This window comes from Herminiimonas aquatilis, assembly GCF_042665175.1.
GTDB classification, from domain to species: Bacteria; Pseudomonadota; Gammaproteobacteria; order Burkholderiales; family Burkholderiaceae_D; genus Oxalicibacterium; species Oxalicibacterium aquatilis.
The window spans coordinates 248,880-270,693 of sequence record NZ_JBHTCC010000001.1 but is presented as its reverse complement, the minus strand read 5'-3'; the positions used below and the strand labels follow the sequence as shown (position 1 = coordinate 270,693).

Genomic DNA, 21,814 nt, shown 5'->3' with positions numbered 1-21,814 from the left:
AGCCGGGTTTTCCCGGCTTTTTTATTGCCCATTTTCCCAAAGCGCTCACTCCTAGCAGGTATAATTCGCGCCATGAACAACCGTGCTGATCCGCAAGTAGATTCCCTCCGTGTTCCCCCGCACTCGATAGAGGCCGAGCAATCGGTCCTTGGCGGTTTGCTGCTAGACAATGCAGCGTGGGACAGGATCGCCGACTTCGTCCATCAGGACGATTTTTATCGCTACGATCACCGCATCATCTTTCAACACATCGTCAAGTTGATCAATGCGTCGCGTCCGGCTGACGTCATCACTGTTTTTGAAGCGCTGACGAATAGCGGCAAGGCAGATGAGATAGGTGGCGTTTCTTACCTCAATGCGCTGGCGCAAAATACGCCGTCCGCCGCCAATATCCGGCGTTACGCCGAGATCGTGCGCGACCGTGGCGTGCTACGCAAACTCATTACCGTGTCGGATGAAATTTCCGGCAATGCATTCAATCCGCAGGGCAAGGAAGTCAAGCAGATGCTGGACGAAGCCGAGTCCAAGATTTTTGCCATTGCGGAAGAGGGGGCACGCGGCGCTCAGGGTTTTCAAGAGATTCAACCGCTGCTGACGCAAGTCGTTGAGCGTATCGACGAACTATACAGCCGCGATAGCACCAGCGATATCACCGGTGTGCCTACCGGGTTTGCGGACCTGGACCGCATGACATCAGGCTTGCAACCTGGCGATCTGATTATCGTCGCCGGTCGCCCATCTATGGGTAAAACCGCATTCTCGATCAACATCGGTGAAACGGTGGCAATTGAAAGCGGTTTGCCGGTCGCGGTCTTCTCGATGGAAATGGGCGGCACCCAATTGGCGATGCGTATGCTGGGTTCGGTTGGACGCCTCGATCAGCATCGTTTGCGTACCGGGCGCCTAGTCGATGAAGACTGGCCACGCCTGACCCATGCGATTCAAAAGATGAACGATGCACAATTGTTTATTGATGAAACGCCTGCGCTGAATTCGATCGAATTGCGCGCACGTGCGCGTCGCCTTTCTCGTCAATGTGGCAAGCTCGGCCTGATCATCATCGATTACCTACAACTGATGTCTGCCAATTCATCCGGCGAAAATCGTGCTACGGAAATTTCTGAAATTTCGCGTAGCTTGAAGGGTTTGGCCAAAGAATTGAATTGCCCGGTGATCGCACTTTCACAGTTGAATCGTTCACTGGAGCAGCGCCCGAACAAGCGTCCTGTGATGTCTGACTTGCGTGAATCCGGCGCTATCGAGCAGGATGCCGACGTGATTTTGTTCATCTATCGCGACGAAGTGTACAACCCCGATTCTCCGGATAAAGGCACAGCCGAAATCATTATCGGCAAACAGCGTAACGGCCCGATAGGTAGTGTACGTCTGACCTTTCTCGGGCAGTACACCAAGTTTGAAAATTACACTGGTTCTGCTGCGCTTTATCAAGGCGATTGATACGCGCTTGATGTGCAACTGATGATAAAAATAATTTCAGATATTTTAAATTTTTCCTGCGGCACCAAAGCATTGCGTGCGGAACACTTCATTTCAACATTTTAATATTCAAAGAGAGTAATCATGTTTGGACGACTGATGCCTAAAGAAGGCAAATTTTTCGATCTCTTCAATGAGCACGCAGAATTTTGTGTCAAGGGTGCAAAAGAGATGGTGGCCCTGATGACTAATTTCGACGACCTTGAAATCCGTGTGCATGCGATCGAGGGTATCGAAAAGCAGGCTGACAAGGTGACACATGCAACGCTGGACGCGCTGCACAAGACTTTCATCACGCCGCTGGATCGTGACGATATTCACCAATTGATCACGCGCATGGATGACATTCTCGATTTGCTCGAGGATGCCGCACAAACTATTTCCTTGTATGACATCAAGGCCATCACGCCGGAAGCAAAACGTCTGGCCGAATTGTGTCTGGCTTGCACCGAAAAAGTAAAGGCAGCGGTTGCCTTGCTGCATAACATGGATAACTCGCGTGAAATCCTGGCGATCTGCCAGGAAATCGATCGCCTGGAATCCGATGCCGATCACGTGATGCGCGCAGCGATGTCCAAGCTGTTCCGTGAAGAACCGGACGTACGTAACCTCATCAAGCTGAAAGCGATTTACGAATTGCTGGAAACCGTAACCGATCGTTGCGAAGACGTTGCCAACATTATCGAAGGCATCATCGTCGAAAACGCTTGAGAATTTAAACGTATTTTGATTGCATCTGGCTCGGGTACTTTGCCGAGTCACGTATTGCAGGTTTTGCGGTTGCCGACATCGTTGGCTCCCCGTGCAGATAGAACAGAAATTAAAATTCCATGCAAACTCTTACCATGAGCATTTATGTCCTCGCCGCGTTGATTGCACTGGCGCTGGTGTTCGATTTCATGAATGGCTTTCACGATGCAGCAAACGCGATTGCGACTGTGGTATCGACTGGTGTCCTGAAGCCGCAAAACGCGGTGATGATGGCAGCATTTTTCAACTTCATCGCGATTGGTGTTTTCCACCTCAAAGTGGCATCGATGATCGGCAAGGGCACGATCGATCCTATCGTTATTGATCATTACGTAGTGTTCGGCGCCTTGATGGGTGCGATTTTCTGGAATGCCCTGACCTGGTATTTCGGGCTGCCATCTTCATCGTCACACGCCTTGATCGGTGGCCTGGTGGGGGCCGCCGTGGCCAAGTCCGGTACGGATGCATTGATCGCATCGGGCTTGTTGAAGATTATCGCCTTCATCGTCTTGTCACCATTGCTCGGATTTATTTTTGGTTCGCTGATGATGATTCTGGTGTCGTGGTTGTTTGTTCGCTCTACGCCTCGCAGTGTGGACAAATGGTTCCGACGCTTGCAACTGGTTTCGGCCGCAATGTATAGCCTCGGTCATGGCGGTAACGATGCACAAAAAACCATGGGCATTATCTGGATGTTGTTGATCGCCGCCGGCGTCTCGACAGTTGACGAAGCATTGCCATGGTGGGTTGTCATCAGCTGCTATAGCGCTATCAGTTTGGGCACCTTGTTCGGTGGCTGGCGCATCGTCAAGACCATGGGGCAAAAGATCACCAAGTTGAAGCCTGTAGGCGGTTTCTGTGCTGAAACCGGTGGTGCGATCACCTTGTTTCTGGCGACCGCGATCGGCGTACCGGTTTCGACCACGCATACGATTACCGGTGCGATCGTCGGTGTCGGCGCATCGCGCAAAATGTCGGCAGTGCGCTGGGGCGTCGCCGGCAACATCGTCTGGGCATGGATATTCACGATTCCTGCGTCGGCCTTTGTCGCAGCGATCGCATGGTGGCTAGGCACGATGATCATGTAATGCGTTCGCCGCAAGCGACGGATTGATCCATAAAAAAAGCCTGCTGATTCAGCAGGCTTTTTTGTATGTGACGACTTAAGCTGTTACAGCACTTCGCTGGCGTGATCAGCCAGACGCGAACGTTCGCCGCGTGCCAGCGTGACGTGGCCGCCGTGCCCCCAACCCTTGAAGCGATCGACAACATAAGTCAAGCCACTGGAACCCTCGGTCAGGTAAGGCGTATCGATTTGCGCGATGTTACCCAGGCAAATGATCTTGGTACCCGGACCCGCGCGTGTCACCAGTGTTTTCATCTGCTTGGGCGTCAAGTTTTGCGCTTCGTCGATGATCAGGAACTTGTTGACGAAGGTGCGGCCGCGCATGAAATTGAGCGACTTGATCTTGATGCGGGAGCGAATCAGGTCTTGCGTTGCGGCACGACCCCATTCACCGGCATCGTTGTCGGACTTGTTCAGCACTTCCAGGTTATCGTCGAAAGCGCCCATCCATGGCGACATCTTTTCTTCTTCCGTCCCAGGCAGGAAGCCGATGTCTTCGCCGACCGGCACTGTTACGCGGGTGACGATGATTTCGCTGTAGAGCTTGGTTTCCAGTACCTGCGCCAGGCCTGCTGCCAGTGCCAGCAAGGTTTTACCGGTGCCGGCCTGGCCTAGTAGCGTGACGAAGTCGCATTCCGGATCCATCAGCAGATTCAGTGCAAAATTCTGTTCACGGTTGCGAGCAGTCACGCCCCACACGCTGTTTTTTGTGTGTGCGTAGTCACGCAGGGTCTGGATGACGGCGGTTTTGCCATTGATCTGGCGTACCAGTCCATAGAACGACGCTTCACCGTTCTTCGGTTCCATGAAGACGAACTGATTGACCAGCATTGCCGGAACGACCGGACCACTGAGTCGGTAGAAGGTATAACCGGTACCGTGCTTGTTCTCTTGCCACGATTCCATACCCTTCGCATGCTTGACCCAGAAGTCATCCGGCAATTGCATGATGCCGGAATACAGCAAGTCGGTATCTTCCAGCACGTGATCATTGAGGTACTCTTCCGCCGGCAAGCCCATCGCGCGGGCCTTGATGCGCATATTGATGTCTTTCGACACCAGCACGATAGGGCGCCCCGGATATTGCGCCTCCAATGCACGCACCACACCCAGAATTTGATTGTCGGCCTTGCCCATAGGCAGGCCTTCCGGCAGGGTGACGTTTTGCAATTTGGTCTGGAAGAACAAACGGCCCTTGGCATCTTTATTACCCAGCTTCGATAAAGGAATGCCTTCATCGATTGCATTTTCTTCGACTCCGCTGACGAGTGCGTCCAGTGAGCGCGATACCTGACGTGCGCTGCGTGCGACCTCCGACATACCTTTTTTGTGATCGTCGAGTTCTTCCAGCGTCATCATGGGCAGATAGACGTCGTGCTCTTCAAAACGGAACAAGGATGTCGGATCGTGCATCAGCACATTGGTATCCAGTACAAACAATTTTTTGACGCCGGATTTGTCTACGGGGCGGCGGCTACCGGATTTCGGTGCCAATGCCACGGTTTGTGCAGAAACGGCACGCGTCTTTTCTGCAGGGGCTTTGTCAGCGATTTTTGCGCGTACAGGTACGGGCGCTGTCGTCGGTGTATTCTGGCGCGCTGCCGGCTCAATCAATGTCAGTGCTTTGACAATCTTGTCCTTATCCGCCTTCGGATAGTCTTGCGGTGACAGCAGTGCGGCAGGCTTGGTCGGTAATTTAGGCAGGGGCATCAGGACCTCGATCTAGTAAGTTTGGAAACATGAAAACGGGTACAAGCGGTGACAAAGGTGCGAAAAACAGATGGAGGGGTGGATTGAACGACAGATGCAGCGGTGAAAAAACGAAGACGATACAAATCGAAAAGTAAAAAAGCCGTTTGGGCGGGCCCGTGGCCACATCCGCAAACGGCTTTCTTGAAGAAAAATTCTTTTGAATTCAATGGGTTTCTGCAAACCTATGCAAGAGCCTTCACAAACTCCAGTACTTCATCGATGTGTCCAGGCACTTTCACTCCACGCCATTCTTTCACCAATTTGCCTGACTCGTCAATGATAAAAGTTGAGCGTTCGATGCCGCGCACTTTCTTGCCATACATATTTTTCATCTTCATGACATCAAACATCGCACACAGCGTTTCATCCGGATCTGAAATCAGCTGGAAAGGCATTTCCAGTTTCGCCTTGAAGCCTTCGTGCGAACGGATGCTGTCACGGCTGACACCGAAAATTTCAGCATTGGCTTGCTGGAACTGCGGATACATTTCTCGGAACTGAATACCTTCTGTCGTGCAACCGGGCGTATTGTCCTTTGGATAGAAGTAAAGGACGATTTTTTTTCCTTTGTAATCAGATAGATGAAATGTCTGATCGCCGGTCATTGCGGCGGAGAATTCCGGTACGGTCTTGTTGAGTGCGGAAGGGTGCTCTGCCACAGATGTGTCTTGATCCATTTGTTATCACTCTCTCTGTCGATGGTAACGGCGCTGCGCGTAGCGCACTGGAACCTATCGATTTGTTGTCATTCCCGTATGTGAATGAAAATAAATTATGCGGCCAGAAGCGAACATGGGGGCGAGTTTTTATCCTTCAAGCAACGAAACTTGAAAATTTTTCTTCTTCTTTCCTTGTGCTTCGAATCAGTACAGTATCAAGGTTGATACTGCAGTAAGGAAATGACAATGATTTTGCGGGATAGTTCAGGGCGCCAGGGCGGTTTCACATAGCGGATGCAGGTTCAGCAGGAGTGGTCGCGGTGGCGCTACATTACATCCGGCAATAGTCAGCGTGCTGCTGTAGTGTCACACTTCAAAAATCAATGCCAGCGCAACCTTGCGGCCTTCTGCCATCAGGATATTGTAGGTGCGGCAAGCTGCCTGGTTATCCATGCATTCGACACCGATGCGGCGTGCCGTCAGCGGGGCTGTCAGGCGCGGGTGTACAAAGCGTTGGCGTATGCCGGTGCCTAGTATGACCACGTCTGGTGAGATCGCGTTGATCTGCTCAAAATTCTCTATCGTCAGCGCATCGAAAGAGCTAACAGACCAAGGGGCCGGTGCGATTTCTGGCAGGACGACCAAGCTTGTATTAAACGGGATCAGATTGATTTCTACGCCATTTTCTTCATACGACGTAACGGTTTGATATTGCTGGGTGCTGGTGTTGTGAAGCTTCATAACGGTATGGGCTGAATGTAAACCGGAATTGAGGGGGCCTAATTCCGATAGTTAGAAGATAAAGAACGCTTATTGTAACGTTTTCAGCTTTAAACCAGCCTTTATCGATTGATAAAATCGGTCGCTTTCGGCAAAATGGACCTCTTTCGCGCTGCAGCATTGCAGCCGTCATTTTTTCGCCGGACTCCGGCTGTCGATCTTGGATCGACGGCTGTGACGAACCGGCGTTTTCATTAGAACTTATCCGATCTGATCGATAGCTCTAAAAAATAACAAGGAATACTTGCTGTGCGACCGATTCAAAAATCGAAAAAACTGGCTGATGTTTGTTATGACATACGCGGACCCGTGCTGGAGAAAGCGCGCCAGATGGAGGAAGACGGTCACAAGATCATCAAGCTCAACATCGGCAATCTGGCTACTTTTGGTTTCGATGCACCTGATGAGATCGTGCAAGACATGATCCGCAACATGTCGAATGCGTCGGGGTATACCGACTCCAAAGGCCTGTTTGCGCCGCGCAAGGCGATCATGCAGTACACGCAGGAAAAGAAAATCGCCGGCGTGACCATCGATGATATTTATCTCGGCAACGGCGCATCCGAGCTGATCGTGATGAGTGTCAATGCCTTGCTCAATACCGGCGATGAAGTACTGGTACCTTCGCCTGATTACCCGTTATGGACTGCGGCAGTCAGCTTGTCCGGCGGCACGCCTGTGCACTACGTTTGCGATGAGCAGGCCGGCTGGTTCCCGGACATCGAAGATATCAAGAAGAAGATCAATTCGAATACCAAGGCGATTGTTGTCATCAATCCGAACAATCCGACCGGTGCGCTGTATCCGGTTGAATTGCTGCAGCAAATCGTGGAAGTCGCGCGTCAGCATCAACTGATTATTTTCGCGGATGAAATCTACGACAAGGTGTTGTATGACGGCGAGACACATACCTCGCTGGCATCGCTGGCTGACGATGTGTTGTTCATAACCTTTAACGGCTTGTCAAAAAACTACCGCGCTTGCGGCTATCGCGCTGGCTGGATGATCGTGTCGGGCGAGAAGCGTTACGCCAAGGATTACATCGAAGGCTTGAACATGCTGGCATCGATGCGCCTGTGCGCCAATGTGCCTGGCCAATACGCAATTCAAACCGCGCTCGGCGGCTATCAAAGCATCAATGATTTGGTCGGCCCGGGTGGACGATTGTTGCGTCAGCGCGATCTGGCGCACAAGTTGTTGACGGAAATTCCGGGTGTGACCTGCGTTAAGCCGAAATCGGCCCTGTACATGTTCCCGCGTCTTGATCCCAAGATGTACCCGATCAAGGACGATCAGGATTTTGCCTATCAATTGCTGGCAGAGGAAAGCGTGTTGATCGTGCAGGGTACGGGTTTCAATTGCCCGACGCCTGATCATTTCAGGGTAGTATTCCTGCCGAATTCCGACGATTTGACAGTGGCGATTGGCCGGATTGCGCATTTCCTCGAAGGCTATCGCAAACGCCTGGGCTGAGTTCTTCGCAGCAGATGTGCCCGCCGGATCGACTGGCACATGTACTGCGATAGTCGCTTCATCCGATATTTATCAAGCAGAAATTCAAGCAAAAATACTAAGCAGAAATTATGAAATCCATCAAAGTAGGTTTGCTCGGCATCGGCACCGTAGGTGCAGGTACATTCAATGTCTTGAAGCGCAATCAGGAAGAAATTTCCCGTCGCGCCGGACGCGGCATTGAGATAGTCATGGTGGCGGATCTGGATGTCGCACGTGCCAAGGAGCTGGTCGGCGCGCAGTGCGAAGTCGTCAATGACGGCAACCTGGTGGTCAATAATCCAGACATCGATATCGTCATCGAATTGATAGGCGGTTACGGCATTGCCAAGGATTTGGTCCTGAAGGCGATTGCCAACGGTAAACATGTGGTCACCGCCAACAAGGCCTTACTGGCCATTCATGGCGATGAAATTTTCAAGGCTGCGCAAGCAAAAGGCGTGATGGTCGCCTACGAAGCAGCGGTGGCTGGCGGCATCCCTATCATCAAGGCCTTGCGCGAAGGCCTGACCGCAAACCGTATTGAATGGATCGCCGGCATCATTAATGGCACTACCAATTTCATCCTGTCCGAAATGCGCGACAAGGGCCTGGACTTCGATACCGTTTTGAAAGAAGCGCAACGCCTCGGTTACGCCGAAGCCGATCCGACCTTCGATATCGAAGGCGTCGATGCTGCCCACAAGGCGACACTGATGGCGGCAATTGCATTCGGTATTCCAGTGCAGTTCGGCAAAGCGCATGTGGAAGGCATCACCAAGCTGGAAGCGGTCGATATCCGCTATGCAGAACAACTCGGTTACCGCATCAAGTTGCTCGGCATCGCCAAACGTACACCGCACGGTATAGAGTTGCGCGTGCATCCGACCCTGATTCCTGCCAAGCGTCTGATTGCCAACGTTGAAGGCGCGATGAATGCAGTCCTGGTACAAGGCGACGCAGTTGGCGCAACTTTGTATTACGGCAAAGGTGCGGGTGCAGAACCTACCGCTTCTGCCGTGATCGCCGATCTGGTCGATATCACACGTCTAGCCGATGCACAGCCAGCGCATCGTGTGCCGCATCTGGCATTCCAGCCGCATTCGATGACGGATACGCCTATCCTGCCTATTTCCGAAGTGACGACCAGCTACTACCTGCGCATGCATGTGGCGGACAAACTCGGCGTGCTGGCGAATGTCACCAGCATCCTGGCCGAATCGACAATTTCCATCGACGCCATGCTGCAAAAAGAACCGGCGCTAGGTGAGACCCAAACCGACATCATCATGTTGACGCATCAGACTCAGGAGAAAAATGTTGAAGCCGCGATCAAGAAGATCGAAGCCTTGCCTACCGTTCTGGGTAAAGTCACCAAGATCCGTCTTGAACATTTGAGCTGATGTTGAATTCGTCCAGTCGTAAAAAAGCGCTCGTATGAGCGCTTTTTTTATGTCTGCTAGGGATGTGCAGTTGATGCCATAGCGGCGTATTCAACATAAGCGACGGTACAGGAGGTTAGCCGTTATGGCCGTATCATGTTTCCCGATTGCACCTCGGCGATCCATGGTCGGGAATGTGTATCTGAGCAGAATGGCAAAAGCGCTGTGGGGCAGGGTGTGACCACGTTATAATGGCAGTTGCTTTCATTGCTATTTACCCTATACCACGACATGCAATATATCTCGACCCGCGGTGCGTCCGCTGCCCAGTCCTTTTCCCAAATTCTTCTTGGTGGTCTGGCGCCTGATGGCGGTTTGTATTTGCCAGCCGAATATCCACAAGTCACTAGTGCAGAACTCGATGCCTGGCGCACGCTGTCTTATGCCGATCTGGCATTTGAAGTATTGAAGAAATTCGCTACCGATATTCCGGAAGCGGATCTGCATGCATTGGTGCACAAGACCTACACCGCCGATGTGTATCGTAATGTCCGTCACGGCGAAGAGGCTGCGCGTATCACGCCGCTGCGCTTGGTTGAAGAGAAAGACGGCAGCAAGCTGCTGTTGCAAGCACTGTCGAACGGCCCGACGCTGGCATTCAAGGACATGGCGATGCAATTACTCGGCAATCTGTTCGAGTACACCTTGGCCAAGCAGCATGCGGAATTGAATATTTTCGGCGCGACTTCCGGCGACACCGGCAGCGCGGCCGAATATGCCATGCGCGGCAAAAAAGGCATACGTGTTTTCATGTTGTCGCCGCACAAGAAGATGAGTGCATTTCAAACGGCGCAAATGTTCAGTCTGCAGGACCCGAATATTTTCAATATCGCCGTCGACGGCGTATTCGACGATTGCCAGGATATGGTCAAGGCGGTGTCGAATGATCACGAATTCAAGTTGCAGAAAAAAATCGGCACGGTCAACTCGATCAACTGGGCACGCGTCGTTGCACAAGTCATTTACTACTTCCGCGGTTATCTGAGCGCGACCACCAGTAACGAACAAAAGGTTTCGTTCACGGTGCCATCCGGTAATTTCGGCAATATCTGCGCTGGTCACATTGCACGCATGATGGGGCTGCCGATACATCAACTGGTTGCGGCAACCAATGAAAACGACGTGCTGGATGAGTTCTTCCGCACCGGTGTCTATCGCGTGCGCAAATCGGCAGAGACGTATCACACCACCAGCCCGAGCATGGATATCAGCAAGGCTTCCAATTTCGAACGCTTCATCTTCGATTTGCTGGATCGCGATGGTGAACGCGTGCGCGCGCTGTTCCAGAAAGTGGAAACGCAAGGCGGTTTCGACTTGTCCGGCAAGCCGGGTAGCGATGGCGATGAATTCAAGAATATTGCAAAGTTCGGTTTCATTTCGGGTAAATCGACACACGCAGATCGTCTCGTGACCATCCGCGACCTGCAAGCCAAGTACGACCTGATTATCGATACGCACACGGCTGACGGCGTCAAAGTCGCGCGCGAACATCTGACACCAGGCGTGACCATGATCGTGCTGGAAACCGCATTGGCCGCCAAGTTCAACGAAACCATACGCGAGGCCCTGGACCGCGATGCGGAACGTCCAGCCGGCTTTGAGAATATTGAAGATTTGCCGCAGCGCTTTGAAGTAATGACGACCGATATCGACAAGATGAAAGCCTTCATCGCTACGCATACCGGGCTGTAAGATAGTTGCTGACTCCGCAGCGCTGAACGCTGCCGGGTCTTTGCATGATCATTCTTCAAGAGTCTTATTCTCGCGTGTTCCATCAACCGATTTTCGAGGCAAGCATGACTGAGCCAAAACCGATGTTGAGCGTTGCCGAAGCATTAGCCTTTCTGCTTGCTTCGGCAAGACAGATTACGGAAACGAACATTCTGCCTACGCTGGAAGCCAATGGCCGCATTCTTGCCGTGGCGCAAACGTCGCAACTGGATGTGCCGCCGGTCGACAATACTTCCATGGATGGTTATGCCGTGCGCGCCGCTGATTGCATCAGCGGTGCAGCCGTGTTGCGCGTCAGTCAGCGCATTCCTGCCGGCCATGTCGGCCAGCCGCTGCAAGCCGGGTGCGCGGCGCGCATCTTTACCGGTGCCATGATTCCTCAAGGCGCGGATGCCGTCGTGATGCAGGAAGTCTGCGTCGCATCGAAAGATGCCGAGGGCGATCTGGTGACCGTCAAGCACACACCGCAATCCGGCGAATGGATACGCCGTGCCGGCGAAGACATACGCGCTGGCAGTACGATCCTGTCGGCAGGCCAGCGTTTGCGTGCGCAAGAGATGGGCCTGGCGGCGTCGGTCGGCCTGGCGCAAGTGCCGGTCGTGCGTAAATTGCGCGTCGCTGTCTTTTTCACCGGTGACGAACTCGCGATGCCGGGTGATGCATTGAAGCCGGGCGCGATCTATAACTCGAATAAATTTACCTTGCGCGGTTTGCTGGAAAATCTCGGTTGCGATATCACCGACTACGGCATCGTGCCGGACACACTGGCTGCCACGCGCGACACATTGCGCCGTGCCGCGGCCGAACACGACCTGATTATCACGTCCGGCGGTGTATCGGTGGGCGAAGAAGATCACATCAAGCCGGCGGTAGAGGCCGAAGGACATTTGAACATGTGGCAGATCGCCGTCAAGCCGGGCAAGCCGCTCGCGTTTGGCGAGGTCAGGCGCGCAGGCACATCCGGCACGACGAACGACACCGCGTTTTTCCTGGGCTTGCCGGGTAATCCGGTGTCGAGTTTTGTTACCTTTCTGCTGTTTGTCCGTCCTTTCATTCTGCGCCTGCAAGGTGTGGCTGATGTCGCGCCGAAAGCCTATGCGATGCGGGCTGATTTTGAGTTGCCGAAAGGCGATCGACGCAATGAATTTTTGCGTGCGAAAATCAATGCTGAAGGCGGCCTAGATCTATTCGCCAACCAGAGTTCCGGCGTGCTGACGTCGACCGTGTGGGGCGATGGCTTGATTGATAATCCGCCCGGCAACACGATTGCGAAAGGCGACCTCGTGCGCTTTATTTCCTTCAGTGATTTAATGCACTGATGTGTCATTAAAAAACAGAGTAGAAAACCATTCAACATGAACATTCAACTTCGATTTTTTGCCAGCGTACGTGAAGCACTGGGCGTATCTCAAGAATCACTGAGCGTGCCGGCAGAGGTGACTACCGTGGGCGGCGTGCGTGCATTTTTGCAGCAACGCGGCGGCGTATGGGCCGAAGCGCTGGCTGACAAACGTTCCTTGCGCATGGCTTACGATCAGGAAATGACAGATGCATCGGCCGTCATCAAGGATGGTGGCGAGGTCGCATTTTTCCCTCCAGTCACTGGCGGCTGATTGGGCTGATCAAGTACTTCAAGCAGATAAACAGGCAAGGCAATATAAATCATGGCGATCCGCGTTCAAACCGAAGATTTTGATGTCAGCAAAGAAGTCGCAGACTTGCGCGCCAACAGCCCGCAAGTGGGTGCGGTTGTTACTTTCATCGGTACTGTGCGCGACATGAACGACGGTTCCAGCGTGGCAGAGATGGAGCTCGAGCACTATCCGGGCATGACCGAAAAAGCCCTGCAGAACATCGTCGAGCAAGCCAGGGCGCGCTGGCCGATTTTCGATGCGCTGGTGATCCACCGCATCGGACCTTTGCTGCCGCTGGAGCAAATCGTTCTCGTCGCCGTTACCTCCGCGCATCGCGGCGAGGCATTCTCCGCCTGCGAATTCATCATCGATTACCTGAAAACCGATGCGCCGTTCTGGAAGAAGGAACAAACACCGCAAGGCGCACGCTGGGTAGACGCACGTTCCACTGACGATACGGCGCTGGCGAAATGGGCGGCAGTATCGAGCACAGACGACCACAAGGACGCCGGCAAATGATGAGCTGGCTCGCCGTTGGCGCAGGTGCCGCGATGGGTGCGTGGCTGCGCTGGTGGCTGGGCCTGTGGTTTAACCTGGTCAATCCGCAAATCCCCTTGGGTACCGTGTTTGCCAATCTGGCTGGCGGTTATCTGGTCGGCCTTGCAGTTGCCTTTTTCAGCAGCCATCCAGGCATTCCGCCGGAGTGGCGCCTGTTCGCCATTACCGGTTTTCTCGGCGGCCTGACTACTTTTTCCACTTTTTCAGCCGAAGCCGTCCTGCTGCTGCAACGCGGCGATTACCTTTGGGCGCTGGGGCACATCATGCTGCACCTGGTCGGCTCGATTCTTTTCTGCATTGCCGGTTTTGCGACCTACAAGGCATTTGCCTGAATTTGATCTAGCGCATGCATGCGCCGGGGATTTTCGTCACAATTCCCTCTTGTCGCTCATATTCGATTCATACTCGTTTTATATCCGTTTCCATATGGCGCAACGCCATACTTGAAAAAAGGGTGTACGACCCAATTTTTCCCTGCATGAACGATTTACCGATGGAGAAATGCAATGCGTCTAGATAAATTGACCACCAAGTTGCAAGAAGCGCTCGCTGATGCGCAAAGTCATGCAGTCGGCAACGACAATCAATACATAGAGCCGGTACACGTACTCGTCGCCCTGCTAAGCCAGGATGACAGCAGCACACGCTCGCTGCTGCAGCGCGCCGGTGCCAATATCAATGGCATGGTGACTGCGCTCAAGAGTGCGCTGGAGCGCCTGCCCAAGGTCTCCGGCAACGCCGGCCAGGTGCAGATCGGACGCGACCTGACGTCACTGCTTAACCTCGCCGACAAGGAATCGCAAAAGCACGGCGATGAATTCATCGCCACCGAAATGCTGTTGCTGGCATTGACCGAAGACAAGTCCGACGCCGGCAAGATTGCGCGTGAAAACGGTCTGACCCGCAAGGCGCTGGAAGCAGCGATCAAGGCCGTGCGTGGCGGCAGCAAGGTGGATTCCGCAGAGGGTGAAGGCCAGCGCGAAGCATTGAAAAAATACACGATGGATCTGACCGAGCGCGCGCGCGCCGGCAAGCTTGATCCCGTCATCGGCCGCGACGACGAAATCCGTCGCACCATCCAGATCCTGCAACGCCGTTCCAAAAACAATCCGGTATTGATCGGTGAACCTGGCGTGGGTAAGACCGCGATCGTCGAAGGTCTGGCGCAGCGTATCGTCAACGGCGAAGTGCCGGAAAGCCTCAAAGGCAAGCGCGTGCTGTCGCTCGATATGGCGTCGCTGCTGGCGGGTGCCAAATATCGCGGCGAGTTTGAAGAACGTCTGAAAGCGGTATTGACCGAACTCGCACAGGACGAAGGCCAGACCATTGTCTTCATCGATGAAATGCATACATTGGTGGGCGCCGGCAAGGCCGAAGGTGCAATGGATGCCGGCAATATGCTCAAGCCGGCGTTGGCGCGTGGCGAACTGCATTGCGTAGGCGCGACCACGCTCGACGAATACCGCAAATACATAGAGAAAGACGCCGCGCTGGAACGCCGCTTTCAAAAAGTTATTGTTGACGAACCGACGGTAGAAGCGACCATCGCCATCCTGCGCGGCCTGCAGGAAAAATACGAAGTCCATCATGGCGTCGACATTACCGATCCCGCCATCGTCGCGGCGGCAGAACTGTCGCATCGCTACATCACCGATAGATTCCTGCCGGACAAGGCGATCGACCTGATCGATGAGGCGGCGGCCAAGATCAAGATCGAGATCGATTCCAAACCAGAAGTCATGGACCGGCTGGACCGACGCGTCATTCAATTGAAGATTGAACGTGAAGCGATCAAGAAAGAAAAAGACGAGGCATCGCAAAAACGCCTGGCATTGATCGAGGAAGAGATTGCAAAACTCGGTCGCGAATATGCCGATCTGGAAGAAATCTGGAAAGCTGAAAAATCCGCAGCGCAAGGCAGCCAGCACATCAAGGAAGCGATAGAAAAAGCGCGCCTGCAAATGGAAGAAGCCACGCGCAAGAGCGATTGGCAGCGTGTGTCCGAGTTGCAATACAAGACCTTGCCTGAGCTGGACGCGCAGTTGAAGAATGCCGTCACTGGTGAAGCTACCGCAGGCAGGCCGCAACTGGTACGCACCCAGGTCGGCGCGGAAGAAATCGCCGAAGTTGTGTCGCGCGCCACCGGTATTCCCGTGTCACGCATGATGCAGGGCGAACGCGAGAAGCTGCTGCAGATGGAAGACGCTTTGCACAAGCGCGTGGTCGGTCAGCACGAAGCGATTGTTGCCGTGTCCGACGCGATCCGCCGTTCGCGCGCCGGTCTAGGTGATCCCGATCGGCCATACGGTTCGTTCATGTTCCTTGGACCTACCGGCGTGGGTAAGACCGAGCTGTGCAAGGCGCTCGCATCTTTCCTGTTCGACACCGAAGATTCGCTGATCCGCATCGACATGAGCGAATTCATGGAGAAGCATTCAGTCGCAAGACTGATCGGTGCGCCCCCGGGTTATGTCGGCTACGAAGAGGGTGGTTATCTGACCGAAGCCGTGCGACGCAAGCCCTACTGCGTGATCCTGCTCGACGAGATCGAGAAGGCGCATCCAGATGTATTCAATGTCTTGCTGCAAGTGCTGGACGATGGCCGCATGACGGATGGACAAGGGCGCACCGTCGATTTCAAGAACACCGTCATTGTGATGACATCGAATCTGGGCTCACACAAGATTCAATCGATGGAAGGCAGTGACCCTGCATTGATCAAGATGGCGGTGATGGCTGAAGTGCAAGGACATTTCCGTCCCGAGTTCATCAACCGTATTGACGAAATCGTCGTCTTCCACGCGCTCGATGAAAAGAATATCGGCTCGATCGCGAAGATTCAGTTGGCGACGCTGGAGCAACGCCTGGCACGCATGGATATGTCTATGGACATGTCAGAAGAAGCGCTGCAAAAGATTGCCGAAGCCGGTTTCGATCCTGTGTATGGCGCACGTCCATTGAAACGCGCGATTCAGCATCAGATCGAAAATCCATTGTCGAAGGCGATCCTGGAAGGCAAGTTTGGGCCCAAGGATGTGATCAAGGTCACTGTCGAAAATGGCGAGCTGGCGTTTGTGAAAGCTGTTTGAAAGCTGTGTAGTCGTCATTCCCGCACAGGCGGGAATGACAAGCTGCAATGAAAATAAAGGGCGGAAAAGCGAAATGCTTTTCCGCCCTTTATTTTTCAATGTTGTTTGTATTCACATCAACGCAGGTGGGAAGACCTTGCGCTTTATGTCATACGTAAGATGCCTATCGTCCTAGGCACGCAAGCCGCGAAAGCGCACGAATGCATCATCAACAAGTGGCATCAACGCAATCACAAACAGGATGAGTGCGAGCGGCAGCACCGTGCTGTAGCCTAGGTACTTGAAGCCAACGGCACCGAGAATGCCACCGATAAAAAATATCGTGAGTAGCGCGACGTAGAAGATCACTTTTTCATGGCGGGCGCGTACATAGCCTTCGGCGTTTCTGGCGTTCCTGTGGTTCCAGTAAAACATTTTCCCCAGTTCGATGCCGAGATCGGTGACCACGCCGGTGAGATGGGTCGCGCGTATGCCGGCATCCGACATCTTGGTCATGACTGCGTTTTGCAGACCCATGATGAAGCAGAGCAGGATCACCGTGAGCGGTACCGTGATGTCGAGATAGGCGTCGAGGTTGGCGCCCAACAGGCCGAACAACAGCAGAAGAAAGGATTCTGCTGCGAGTACAAGGGCATAGGTGCTGTGCAGATTGCGGTGCCTGGCCCAGTTGACCATGATGGAGGTGGCCGCTGCGCCGCTGATAAAGGAGATCATCGAGCCTATCCCCGCGATGACCAGCAAGGCGTTGCCGAGTATCAGGTTATCGGAGACGGCGGAGATGAAACCCGTCATGTGCGACGTGTATTGGTGCACGGCCAGAAAGCCGCCGGCATTGACGGCCCCTGCAACAAACGCCAGTGCGACTGCGATTTGCTGATTGGCGCGGAGAGTTCGGGTTTGGCCTGATAACTGTCTGAAAAAATCTAGGGGCTGCATGTCTTCCTTGTGACTGGACGCTACGACGAAGAGTAGCGGGAAAACTGGATACCGAGTTTGTGTTCCAGACTTTCTCCCAAACGAGGACCAAGACCGGGGAGTAATGAGCGTAATACGCCGGGGATCTGGTGCAGGCCGTCTTTCATTTCCTTCGCCATCGGTGGGCCGGTTTTATCATCAATCCCGTTTGCCAGCGTCTCTCTGCAGCGTACGACAGAACTGACAATACTGTCTGTTAAAAAATCCAGGTCGCCATTGTCGGTTTCCCTAAGCAGCGCGATCAAATGATCGTAAATGATCAGCATCTCGTTCAATTCCGAGATTGCCGTTGCTGCGGGAGTAGCTCCTTTGGCAACACGTTTGAAGGGCAATACATTATTGCCTTCGGTATTCTTCAAAGACATGACAGCACCTGACTTTTTATATGCAAACAGTAATCGATGATACGGCGCCTGCCGTATGCACAATCCTACGATACTCGCCGAAATCCCACTGCATATTGACCGAGCTCAATATGCACAAAAATAGATTGCATGAATCAAGCTGAAGATCCTAGCGCTTCGACTAACTCATTTATCAGCTGTTTCTCTCAGTTGCTTCTCTCAGTTATTTCGATCACCTAGTTCCCTCTGCGATGCCAATCTGTCCATACCTTGCCATCCGTATGCAGTCAGCATCGAATCAACCTTCCATGCTCATCAAGCTGGCGTTCCCGCCCACCGCCGTAGTGTTAATACTGACAGTGCGTTCTGTCACCAGTCGCCATAGCGCGATGGGTGCGTCGCTGCTGGTAGCAAGCAGCGGCACGATAGCACCGTCGCGCGCAGCCACGGCCGTCAACACGTCAGACAGTTTGCTGCTGGTGCTGCACTCATAAAGGGCCATTGCCAGGTCATCGCAGCCTTGAACACTGGTGATGAAGCGGATTTGGGTGCGCACCTCTTGGGGCAAATCGGCCGGCAATAGCGCTTCGGCCGTTTGCAACAAGACTGCCTGATTGCCGGTCGCCAGCACTGCTGCAAGTTGATTCAATAGTGCGCTCGAATGGTCGGCGATGCAAAGGATTGCGTCGCGCGCGACAAAGCGCAGGGTGTTGAGTTCGCCGGTGGGACCGGGCAGTGGCAGGCTTAGTCCGGTGAGGCTGCCGCAGGCATAGTTGCGTATGTGCGCCGCGAGTACAGGGAAATTGCGGGCTTCGCTCCACGACAGTAGTGCCGCCAGCGCGGTTTCGGCCACCGGCTGCTTCGCGCTTTCAACTTCCTTGTTCGGCACATCGGCAGGCAAGTCATTGCCTGCGTTGCTCTGCAGACGTTTCAGATACAGCGGGCCACCGGCCTTTGGGCCAGTGCCGGATTTTCCTTCGCCGCCGAATGGTTGTACGCCGACCACCGCGCCGACGATATTCCGGTTCACATAGATGTTGCCGACTCGGGCGTGATTGACCACGGTGGCGATTGTTTCAGCTATGCGTGTATGCACGCCCAGCGTCAGGCCAAAGCCGCTTGCATTGATGTCGTCAAGCAGTTGAGGCAAGTCTTCGCGTGCATAGCGTACTACGTGCAATACCGGACCAAACACTTCACGCTGCAAGTCTGTAATTCGGTCGATTTCGATGATGGTCGGCGCGATAAACGTCCCTTTCTCGCTAGTCGCTGGCAGTGCCAGCTGCGTCAGTTTTTTTGACGCGCTACGGGCGTGGTCTATGTAAGCCTGCAGATCATATTGCGCCTCTTCGTCTATGACGGGGCCGATATCGGTAGCCAGTTGATCCGGACGACCTACCTGCAATTCGCGCAATGCGCCATGCAGCATGTGCAGCGTGGCTTCGGCAATATCGCTTTGCAGACACAGCACGCGTAGCGCCGAGCAGCGCTGTCCGGCACTGTCGAAGGCCGATGTGATGACGTCGCGCACCACTTGCTCGGGCAATGCAGATGAGTCGACGATCATCGCATTCTGTCCGCCGGTTTCAGCGATCAATGCGATCTCTCTCTGTTCAGTGATCGTTCTTTGCACCAGCGTTCGGTTAATTCCCAGTGCGACTTGCGTGGAGCCGGTGAATACGACGCCGCATACTCTTGCGTCCGCAACCAGCTGCGCGCCCACTGTCTCCCCTCGTCCTGGCACAAAGAGAAAAACGTCTTCCGGTATGCCGGCCTGATGCAGCAGTTGCACTGCACGGAAGGCGATCAGCGGCGTTTGTTCCGCGGGTTTGGCCAGCACGGTATTGCCAGCCGCCAGCGCCGCGCTTATCTGCCCAATAAAAATCGCCAGGGGGAAATTCCACGGGCTGATGCAGACCACCGGCCCGAGCGCCTTTGCATAACCGGAGTTAGCGATCTGCGCGCTGTAATAACGCAGGAAGTCGACTGCTTCGCGCAATTCGCCAAGCGCATTCGGCAGGGTTTTTCCTGCTTCACGGATCGCCAGCGCCATCAGTTCCACACCGTGTTGTTCGAGCAATTCTGCGGCTCTACATAATATCGCTGCGCGTTGTGCCGGTGCTGTCGCTTGCCACGCATGCACAGCGGATGCGGTCAACGCCAGTGCGTTTTCCACCTCCTCGGGCGTGGCTTCCCGTACCGTGCCGACCAGATCGCCGTGGTCGGCCGGATTGCGTATGACTACGGCCGATGAAGTATGCGGGCGGGTGTTGGGGAGCAAGGGCATGGCATGCCATTGATGGTCGCCAAAGACGGTCAAGCCCGCACTGAGTGTGCGCAATGCATGTTCGTCGCTGAGGTCTATGCCTGCCGAATTGCGGCGCTGCGGTACATACATGGCGGCAGGCAAGGGGATGGCAGGATGCGGTGTACCGTCAGTTTCGCTGGCGCTTGCCACCGGATCTTTCAGCAAGGTAGCGAGCGTGACTTTGTTGTCGACGATCTGGTTGACGAACGACGAGTTGGCGCCGTTCTCCAGCAGGCGCCGCACCAGGTAGGGCAACAGCGTCTCGTGGGAACCGACAGGTGCGTAAATGCGGCAAGGTACATTCAATTGATCGCCGCCCACTATCTGGTCGTACAAGGCATCCCCCATCCCATGCAGGCACTGGAATTCATAATCCGTGACCTGCATCGCAAGGGCCTGCTGGTAGATCGCCGCGACCGTCAACGCATTATGTGTGGCGAATTGTGGATAGATGAGCTTGTCGGCCGCCAGCAATTTTTGCGCGCATACCAGATACGAAAGATCGGTATAGGCCTTGCGCGTATACACCGGATAAGCGGAGAGTCCCTCGACTTGCGCACGTTTTATTTCGGTGTCCCAGTACGCACCCTTGACCAGTCGCACCATGAATTTTCTGCCGCTGCGCTGCGCCAGATCGATCAGGTAATCGATCACATAAGGAGCCCTTTTTTGATATGCCTGCACAACAAAACCAAGGCCATCGAAGCCCGCCAGTTCGGGCGCAAAGGCCAGTGCCACCATCAGATCCAGCGACAGTTCCAGACGGTCGGCTTCTTCGGCATCGATATTGATGCCAATGTCATATTGTTTGGCCAGCACAAGCAGGCTTTTCAAACGCGGCAATAGTTCCTGCATGACGCGCGTGCGCTGCGCCCTCACATAGCGTGGATGCAGGGCCGACAGCTTGACGGAAATTCCCGGGCCGTTGCGGATGCCGCGACCTTTGCTTGCTTTTCCTATCGCGTGTATCGCCGCGGCATAGGATTGATAGTAAGTCGCCGCATCTTCCGCCGTCATTGCTGCTTCGCCCAGCATGTCGTAGGAGTAGCGATAACCTTGTGCTTCGCGCTCACGGCTATGGGCTAGCGCTTGTTCTATGGTTGTGCCCACGACGAATTGGTTGCCCAGCATGCGCATGGCCAGGTCCACGGCTTTGCGGACCAGCGCCGCGCCGCCCTTGTTGATCAGGTGCGTGAGTGCCGTCTCCAGATCGTGCTGGCTCGCACTGTTGACCCACTTGCCAGTCAATAGCAGACCCCAGGTGGCGGCATTGACGAACAGCGATGGTGATGCGCCCAGATAGCGCTGCCAGTCTGCGTTACCGATCTTGTCCGCGATCAGGCGGTCTGCAGTCTCGTGATCGGGAATGCGCAACATTGCTTCGGCCAGGCACATCAGCGCGACGCCTTCTTCTGATGACAAGGAGAATTCATGCATCAATGCCGCGATGCCGGACGTGTGCCTGCGACTGGCGCGAACTGCTACTACCAGTTTGTGCGCCAGCGCCTGCGTTGTTCTTTGCAATGCAGGGTCAGTATTGACTTGTTGCAGCAAATCTTGGACGGCGTCTGTTTCATCCCGCCGACAAGCGCGGGTGATGGCAGTGCGCAATAGCGATGGCATGCCGATGATTTCTTCGGCGAAGGGCGTGGAAGCGCTGGGTATAGGCATAGACGCA

At 54.2% G+C, this 21,814-nt stretch carries 17 protein-coding genes; 11 read left to right on the top strand and 6 right to left on the bottom strand.

All coding sequences use genetic code 11. The annotated features are described in order from the left end of the window. Positions 1-72: 72 nt before the first annotated feature. The 3 genes from ACFQO0_RS01305 to ACFQO0_RS01295 all read left to right on the top strand — a co-directional run bounded on the left by ACFQO0_RS01305 (position 73) and on the right by ACFQO0_RS01295 (position 3,335). Entirely contained in the window at positions 73-1,458 is a 1,386-nt protein-coding gene (locus ACFQO0_RS01305; RefSeq protein ID WP_382232244.1) for a replicative DNA helicase, read from the top strand. A gap of 123 nt (positions 1,459-1,581) precedes the next feature. Beyond that, positions 1,582-2,208 carry a DUF47 domain-containing protein gene (locus ACFQO0_RS01300; RefSeq protein WP_112991431.1) on the top strand — a complete coding sequence of 209 codons (627 nt, stop codon included), beginning with the start codon at positions 1,582-1,584 and terminating at the stop codon, positions 2,206-2,208. Positions 2,209-2,327: 119 nt separating this feature from the next. Then, positions 2,328-3,335, top strand: coding sequence for an inorganic phosphate transporter (locus ACFQO0_RS01295; RefSeq protein WP_382232243.1), 1,008 nt, complete (start codon positions 2,328-2,330; stop codon positions 3,333-3,335). An 83-nt stretch (positions 3,336-3,418) separates the two neighbouring features. Here ACFQO0_RS01295 and ACFQO0_RS01290 read toward each other — a convergent pair whose 3' ends face one another. The 3 genes from ACFQO0_RS01290 to ACFQO0_RS01280 form a co-directional block, all read right to left on the bottom strand. After that, complete coding sequence (locus tag ACFQO0_RS01290; RefSeq protein WP_382232242.1) at positions 3,419-5,083, bottom strand: PhoH family protein; 1,665 nt, start codon at positions 5,081-5,083, stop codon at positions 3,419-3,421. 224 nt (positions 5,084-5,307) lie between these two features. Beyond that, on the bottom strand, positions 5,308-5,802 hold the full coding sequence (locus ACFQO0_RS01285) for a peroxiredoxin (RefSeq protein WP_382232241.1): 495 nt from the start codon (positions 5,800-5,802) through the stop codon (positions 5,308-5,310). Positions 5,803-6,150: 348 nt separating this feature from the next. Further along, on the bottom strand, positions 6,151-6,525 hold the full coding sequence (locus tag ACFQO0_RS01280) for an Mth938-like domain-containing protein (RefSeq protein ID WP_382232240.1): 375 nt from the start codon (positions 6,523-6,525) through the stop codon (positions 6,151-6,153). A 288-nt stretch (positions 6,526-6,813) separates the two neighbouring features. Here ACFQO0_RS01280 and ACFQO0_RS01275 point away from each other — a divergent pair, with 288 nt between their 5' ends. From ACFQO0_RS01275 to clpB, 8 genes are all read left to right on the top strand, one after another. Further along, on the top strand, positions 6,814-8,037 hold the full coding sequence (locus ACFQO0_RS01275; protein ID WP_382232239.1) for a pyridoxal phosphate-dependent aminotransferase: 1,224 nt from the start codon (positions 6,814-6,816) through the stop codon (positions 8,035-8,037). Positions 8,038-8,147: 110 nt separating this feature from the next. After that, positions 8,148-9,458 carry a homoserine dehydrogenase gene (locus ACFQO0_RS01270; RefSeq protein WP_382232238.1) on the top strand — a complete coding sequence of 437 codons (1,311 nt, stop codon included), beginning with the start codon at positions 8,148-8,150 and terminating at the stop codon, positions 9,456-9,458. Positions 9,459-9,728: 270 nt separating this feature from the next. Beyond that, the gene (gene thrC, locus ACFQO0_RS01265; RefSeq protein WP_382232237.1) at positions 9,729-11,189 is read left to right on the top strand and encodes a threonine synthase; all 1,461 of its coding nucleotides are present in this window, start codon (positions 9,729-9,731) and stop codon (positions 11,187-11,189) included. A 104-nt stretch (positions 11,190-11,293) separates the two neighbouring features. Next, a complete protein-coding gene (locus tag ACFQO0_RS01260) occupies positions 11,294-12,547 on the top strand; it encodes a molybdopterin molybdotransferase MoeA (protein ID WP_382232236.1) in 1,254 nt (417 codons plus the stop codon). A gap of 36 nt (positions 12,548-12,583) precedes the next feature. Beyond that, positions 12,584-12,841 (top strand): molybdopterin converting factor subunit 1, encoded by a 258-nt coding sequence (moaD, locus tag ACFQO0_RS01255; RefSeq protein WP_382232235.1) that lies wholly within the window; start codon positions 12,584-12,586, stop codon positions 12,839-12,841. A 51-nt stretch (positions 12,842-12,892) separates the two neighbouring features. Continuing rightward, positions 12,893-13,381: a molybdopterin synthase catalytic subunit MoaE gene (gene moaE, locus ACFQO0_RS01250; RefSeq protein WP_382232234.1), complete on the top strand. Its 489-nt coding sequence runs from the start codon at positions 12,893-12,895 to the stop codon at positions 13,379-13,381. After that, positions 13,381-13,752, top strand: a complete 372-nt coding sequence (crcB, locus tag ACFQO0_RS01245; RefSeq protein ID WP_382233975.1) for a fluoride efflux transporter CrcB — start codon at positions 13,381-13,383, stop codon at positions 13,750-13,752. Before moaE ends, crcB begins: the two co-directional genes overlap by 1 nt. Positions 13,753-13,926: 174 nt before the next feature. After that, the gene (clpB, locus tag ACFQO0_RS01240) at positions 13,927-16,509 is read left to right on the top strand and encodes an ATP-dependent chaperone ClpB (protein WP_382232233.1); all 2,583 of its coding nucleotides are present in this window, start codon (positions 13,927-13,929) and stop codon (positions 16,507-16,509) included. Positions 16,510-16,680: 171 nt separating this feature from the next. Here the strand turns inward: clpB and ACFQO0_RS01235 are convergent, their stop codons facing one another. The 3 genes from ACFQO0_RS01235 to putA form a co-directional block, all read right to left on the bottom strand. Beyond that, entirely contained in the window at positions 16,681-17,445 is a 765-nt protein-coding gene (locus ACFQO0_RS01235) for a YoaK family protein (RefSeq protein WP_382232232.1), read from the bottom strand. Between the two features lie 20 nt (positions 17,446-17,465). Then, entirely contained in the window at positions 17,466-17,849 is a 384-nt protein-coding gene (locus ACFQO0_RS01230) for a hypothetical protein (protein ID WP_382232231.1), read from the bottom strand. 277 nt (positions 17,850-18,126) lie between these two features. Then, on the bottom strand, positions 18,127-21,807 hold the full coding sequence (gene putA / locus ACFQO0_RS01225; protein WP_382232230.1) for a bifunctional proline dehydrogenase/L-glutamate gamma-semialdehyde dehydrogenase PutA: 3,681 nt from the start codon (positions 21,805-21,807) through the stop codon (positions 18,127-18,129). Between the last annotated feature and the right edge of the window lie 7 nt (positions 21,808-21,814).

Coding starts and splice junctions, on each gene's coding strand:
- ACFQO0_RS01300 (WP_112991431.1), top strand. CDS start 1,582: ATGTTTGGACGACTGATGCCTAAAGAAGGCAAATTTTTCGATCTCTTC.
- crcB (WP_382233975.1), top strand. CDS start 13,381: ATGAGCTGGCTCGCCGTTGGCGCAGGTGCCGCGATGGGTGCGTGGCTG.
- clpB (WP_382232233.1), top strand. CDS start 13,927: ATGCGTCTAGATAAATTGACCACCAAGTTGCAAGAAGCGCTCGCTGAT.
- ACFQO0_RS01230 (WP_382232231.1), bottom strand. CDS start 17,849: ATGTCTTTGAAGAATACCGAAGGCAATAATGTATTGCCCTTCAAACGT.
- ACFQO0_RS01270 (WP_382232238.1), top strand. CDS start 8,148: ATGAAATCCATCAAAGTAGGTTTGCTCGGCATCGGCACCGTAGGTGCA.
- ACFQO0_RS01305 (WP_382232244.1), top strand. CDS start 73: ATGAACAACCGTGCTGATCCGCAAGTAGATTCCCTCCGTGTTCCCCCG.
- ACFQO0_RS01290 (WP_382232242.1), bottom strand. CDS start 5,083: ATGCCCCTGCCTAAATTACCGACCAAGCCTGCCGCACTGCTGTCACCG.
- moaD (WP_382232235.1), top strand. CDS start 12,584: ATGAACATTCAACTTCGATTTTTTGCCAGCGTACGTGAAGCACTGGGC.
- thrC (WP_382232237.1), top strand. CDS start 9,729: ATGCAATATATCTCGACCCGCGGTGCGTCCGCTGCCCAGTCCTTTTCC.
- ACFQO0_RS01280 (WP_382232240.1), bottom strand. CDS start 6,525: ATGAAGCTTCACAACACCAGCACCCAGCAATATCAAACCGTTACGTCG.
- ACFQO0_RS01295 (WP_382232243.1), top strand. CDS start 2,328: ATGCAAACTCTTACCATGAGCATTTATGTCCTCGCCGCGTTGATTGCA.
- ACFQO0_RS01260 (WP_382232236.1), top strand. CDS start 11,294: ATGACTGAGCCAAAACCGATGTTGAGCGTTGCCGAAGCATTAGCCTTT.
- putA (WP_382232230.1), bottom strand. CDS start 21,807: ATGCCTATACCCAGCGCTTCCACGCCCTTCGCCGAAGAAATCATCGGC.
- ACFQO0_RS01285 (WP_382232241.1), bottom strand. CDS start 5,802: ATGGATCAAGACACATCTGTGGCAGAGCACCCTTCCGCACTCAACAAG.
- ACFQO0_RS01235 (WP_382232232.1), bottom strand. CDS start 17,445: ATGCAGCCCCTAGATTTTTTCAGACAGTTATCAGGCCAAACCCGAACT.
- moaE (WP_382232234.1), top strand. CDS start 12,893: ATGGCGATCCGCGTTCAAACCGAAGATTTTGATGTCAGCAAAGAAGTC.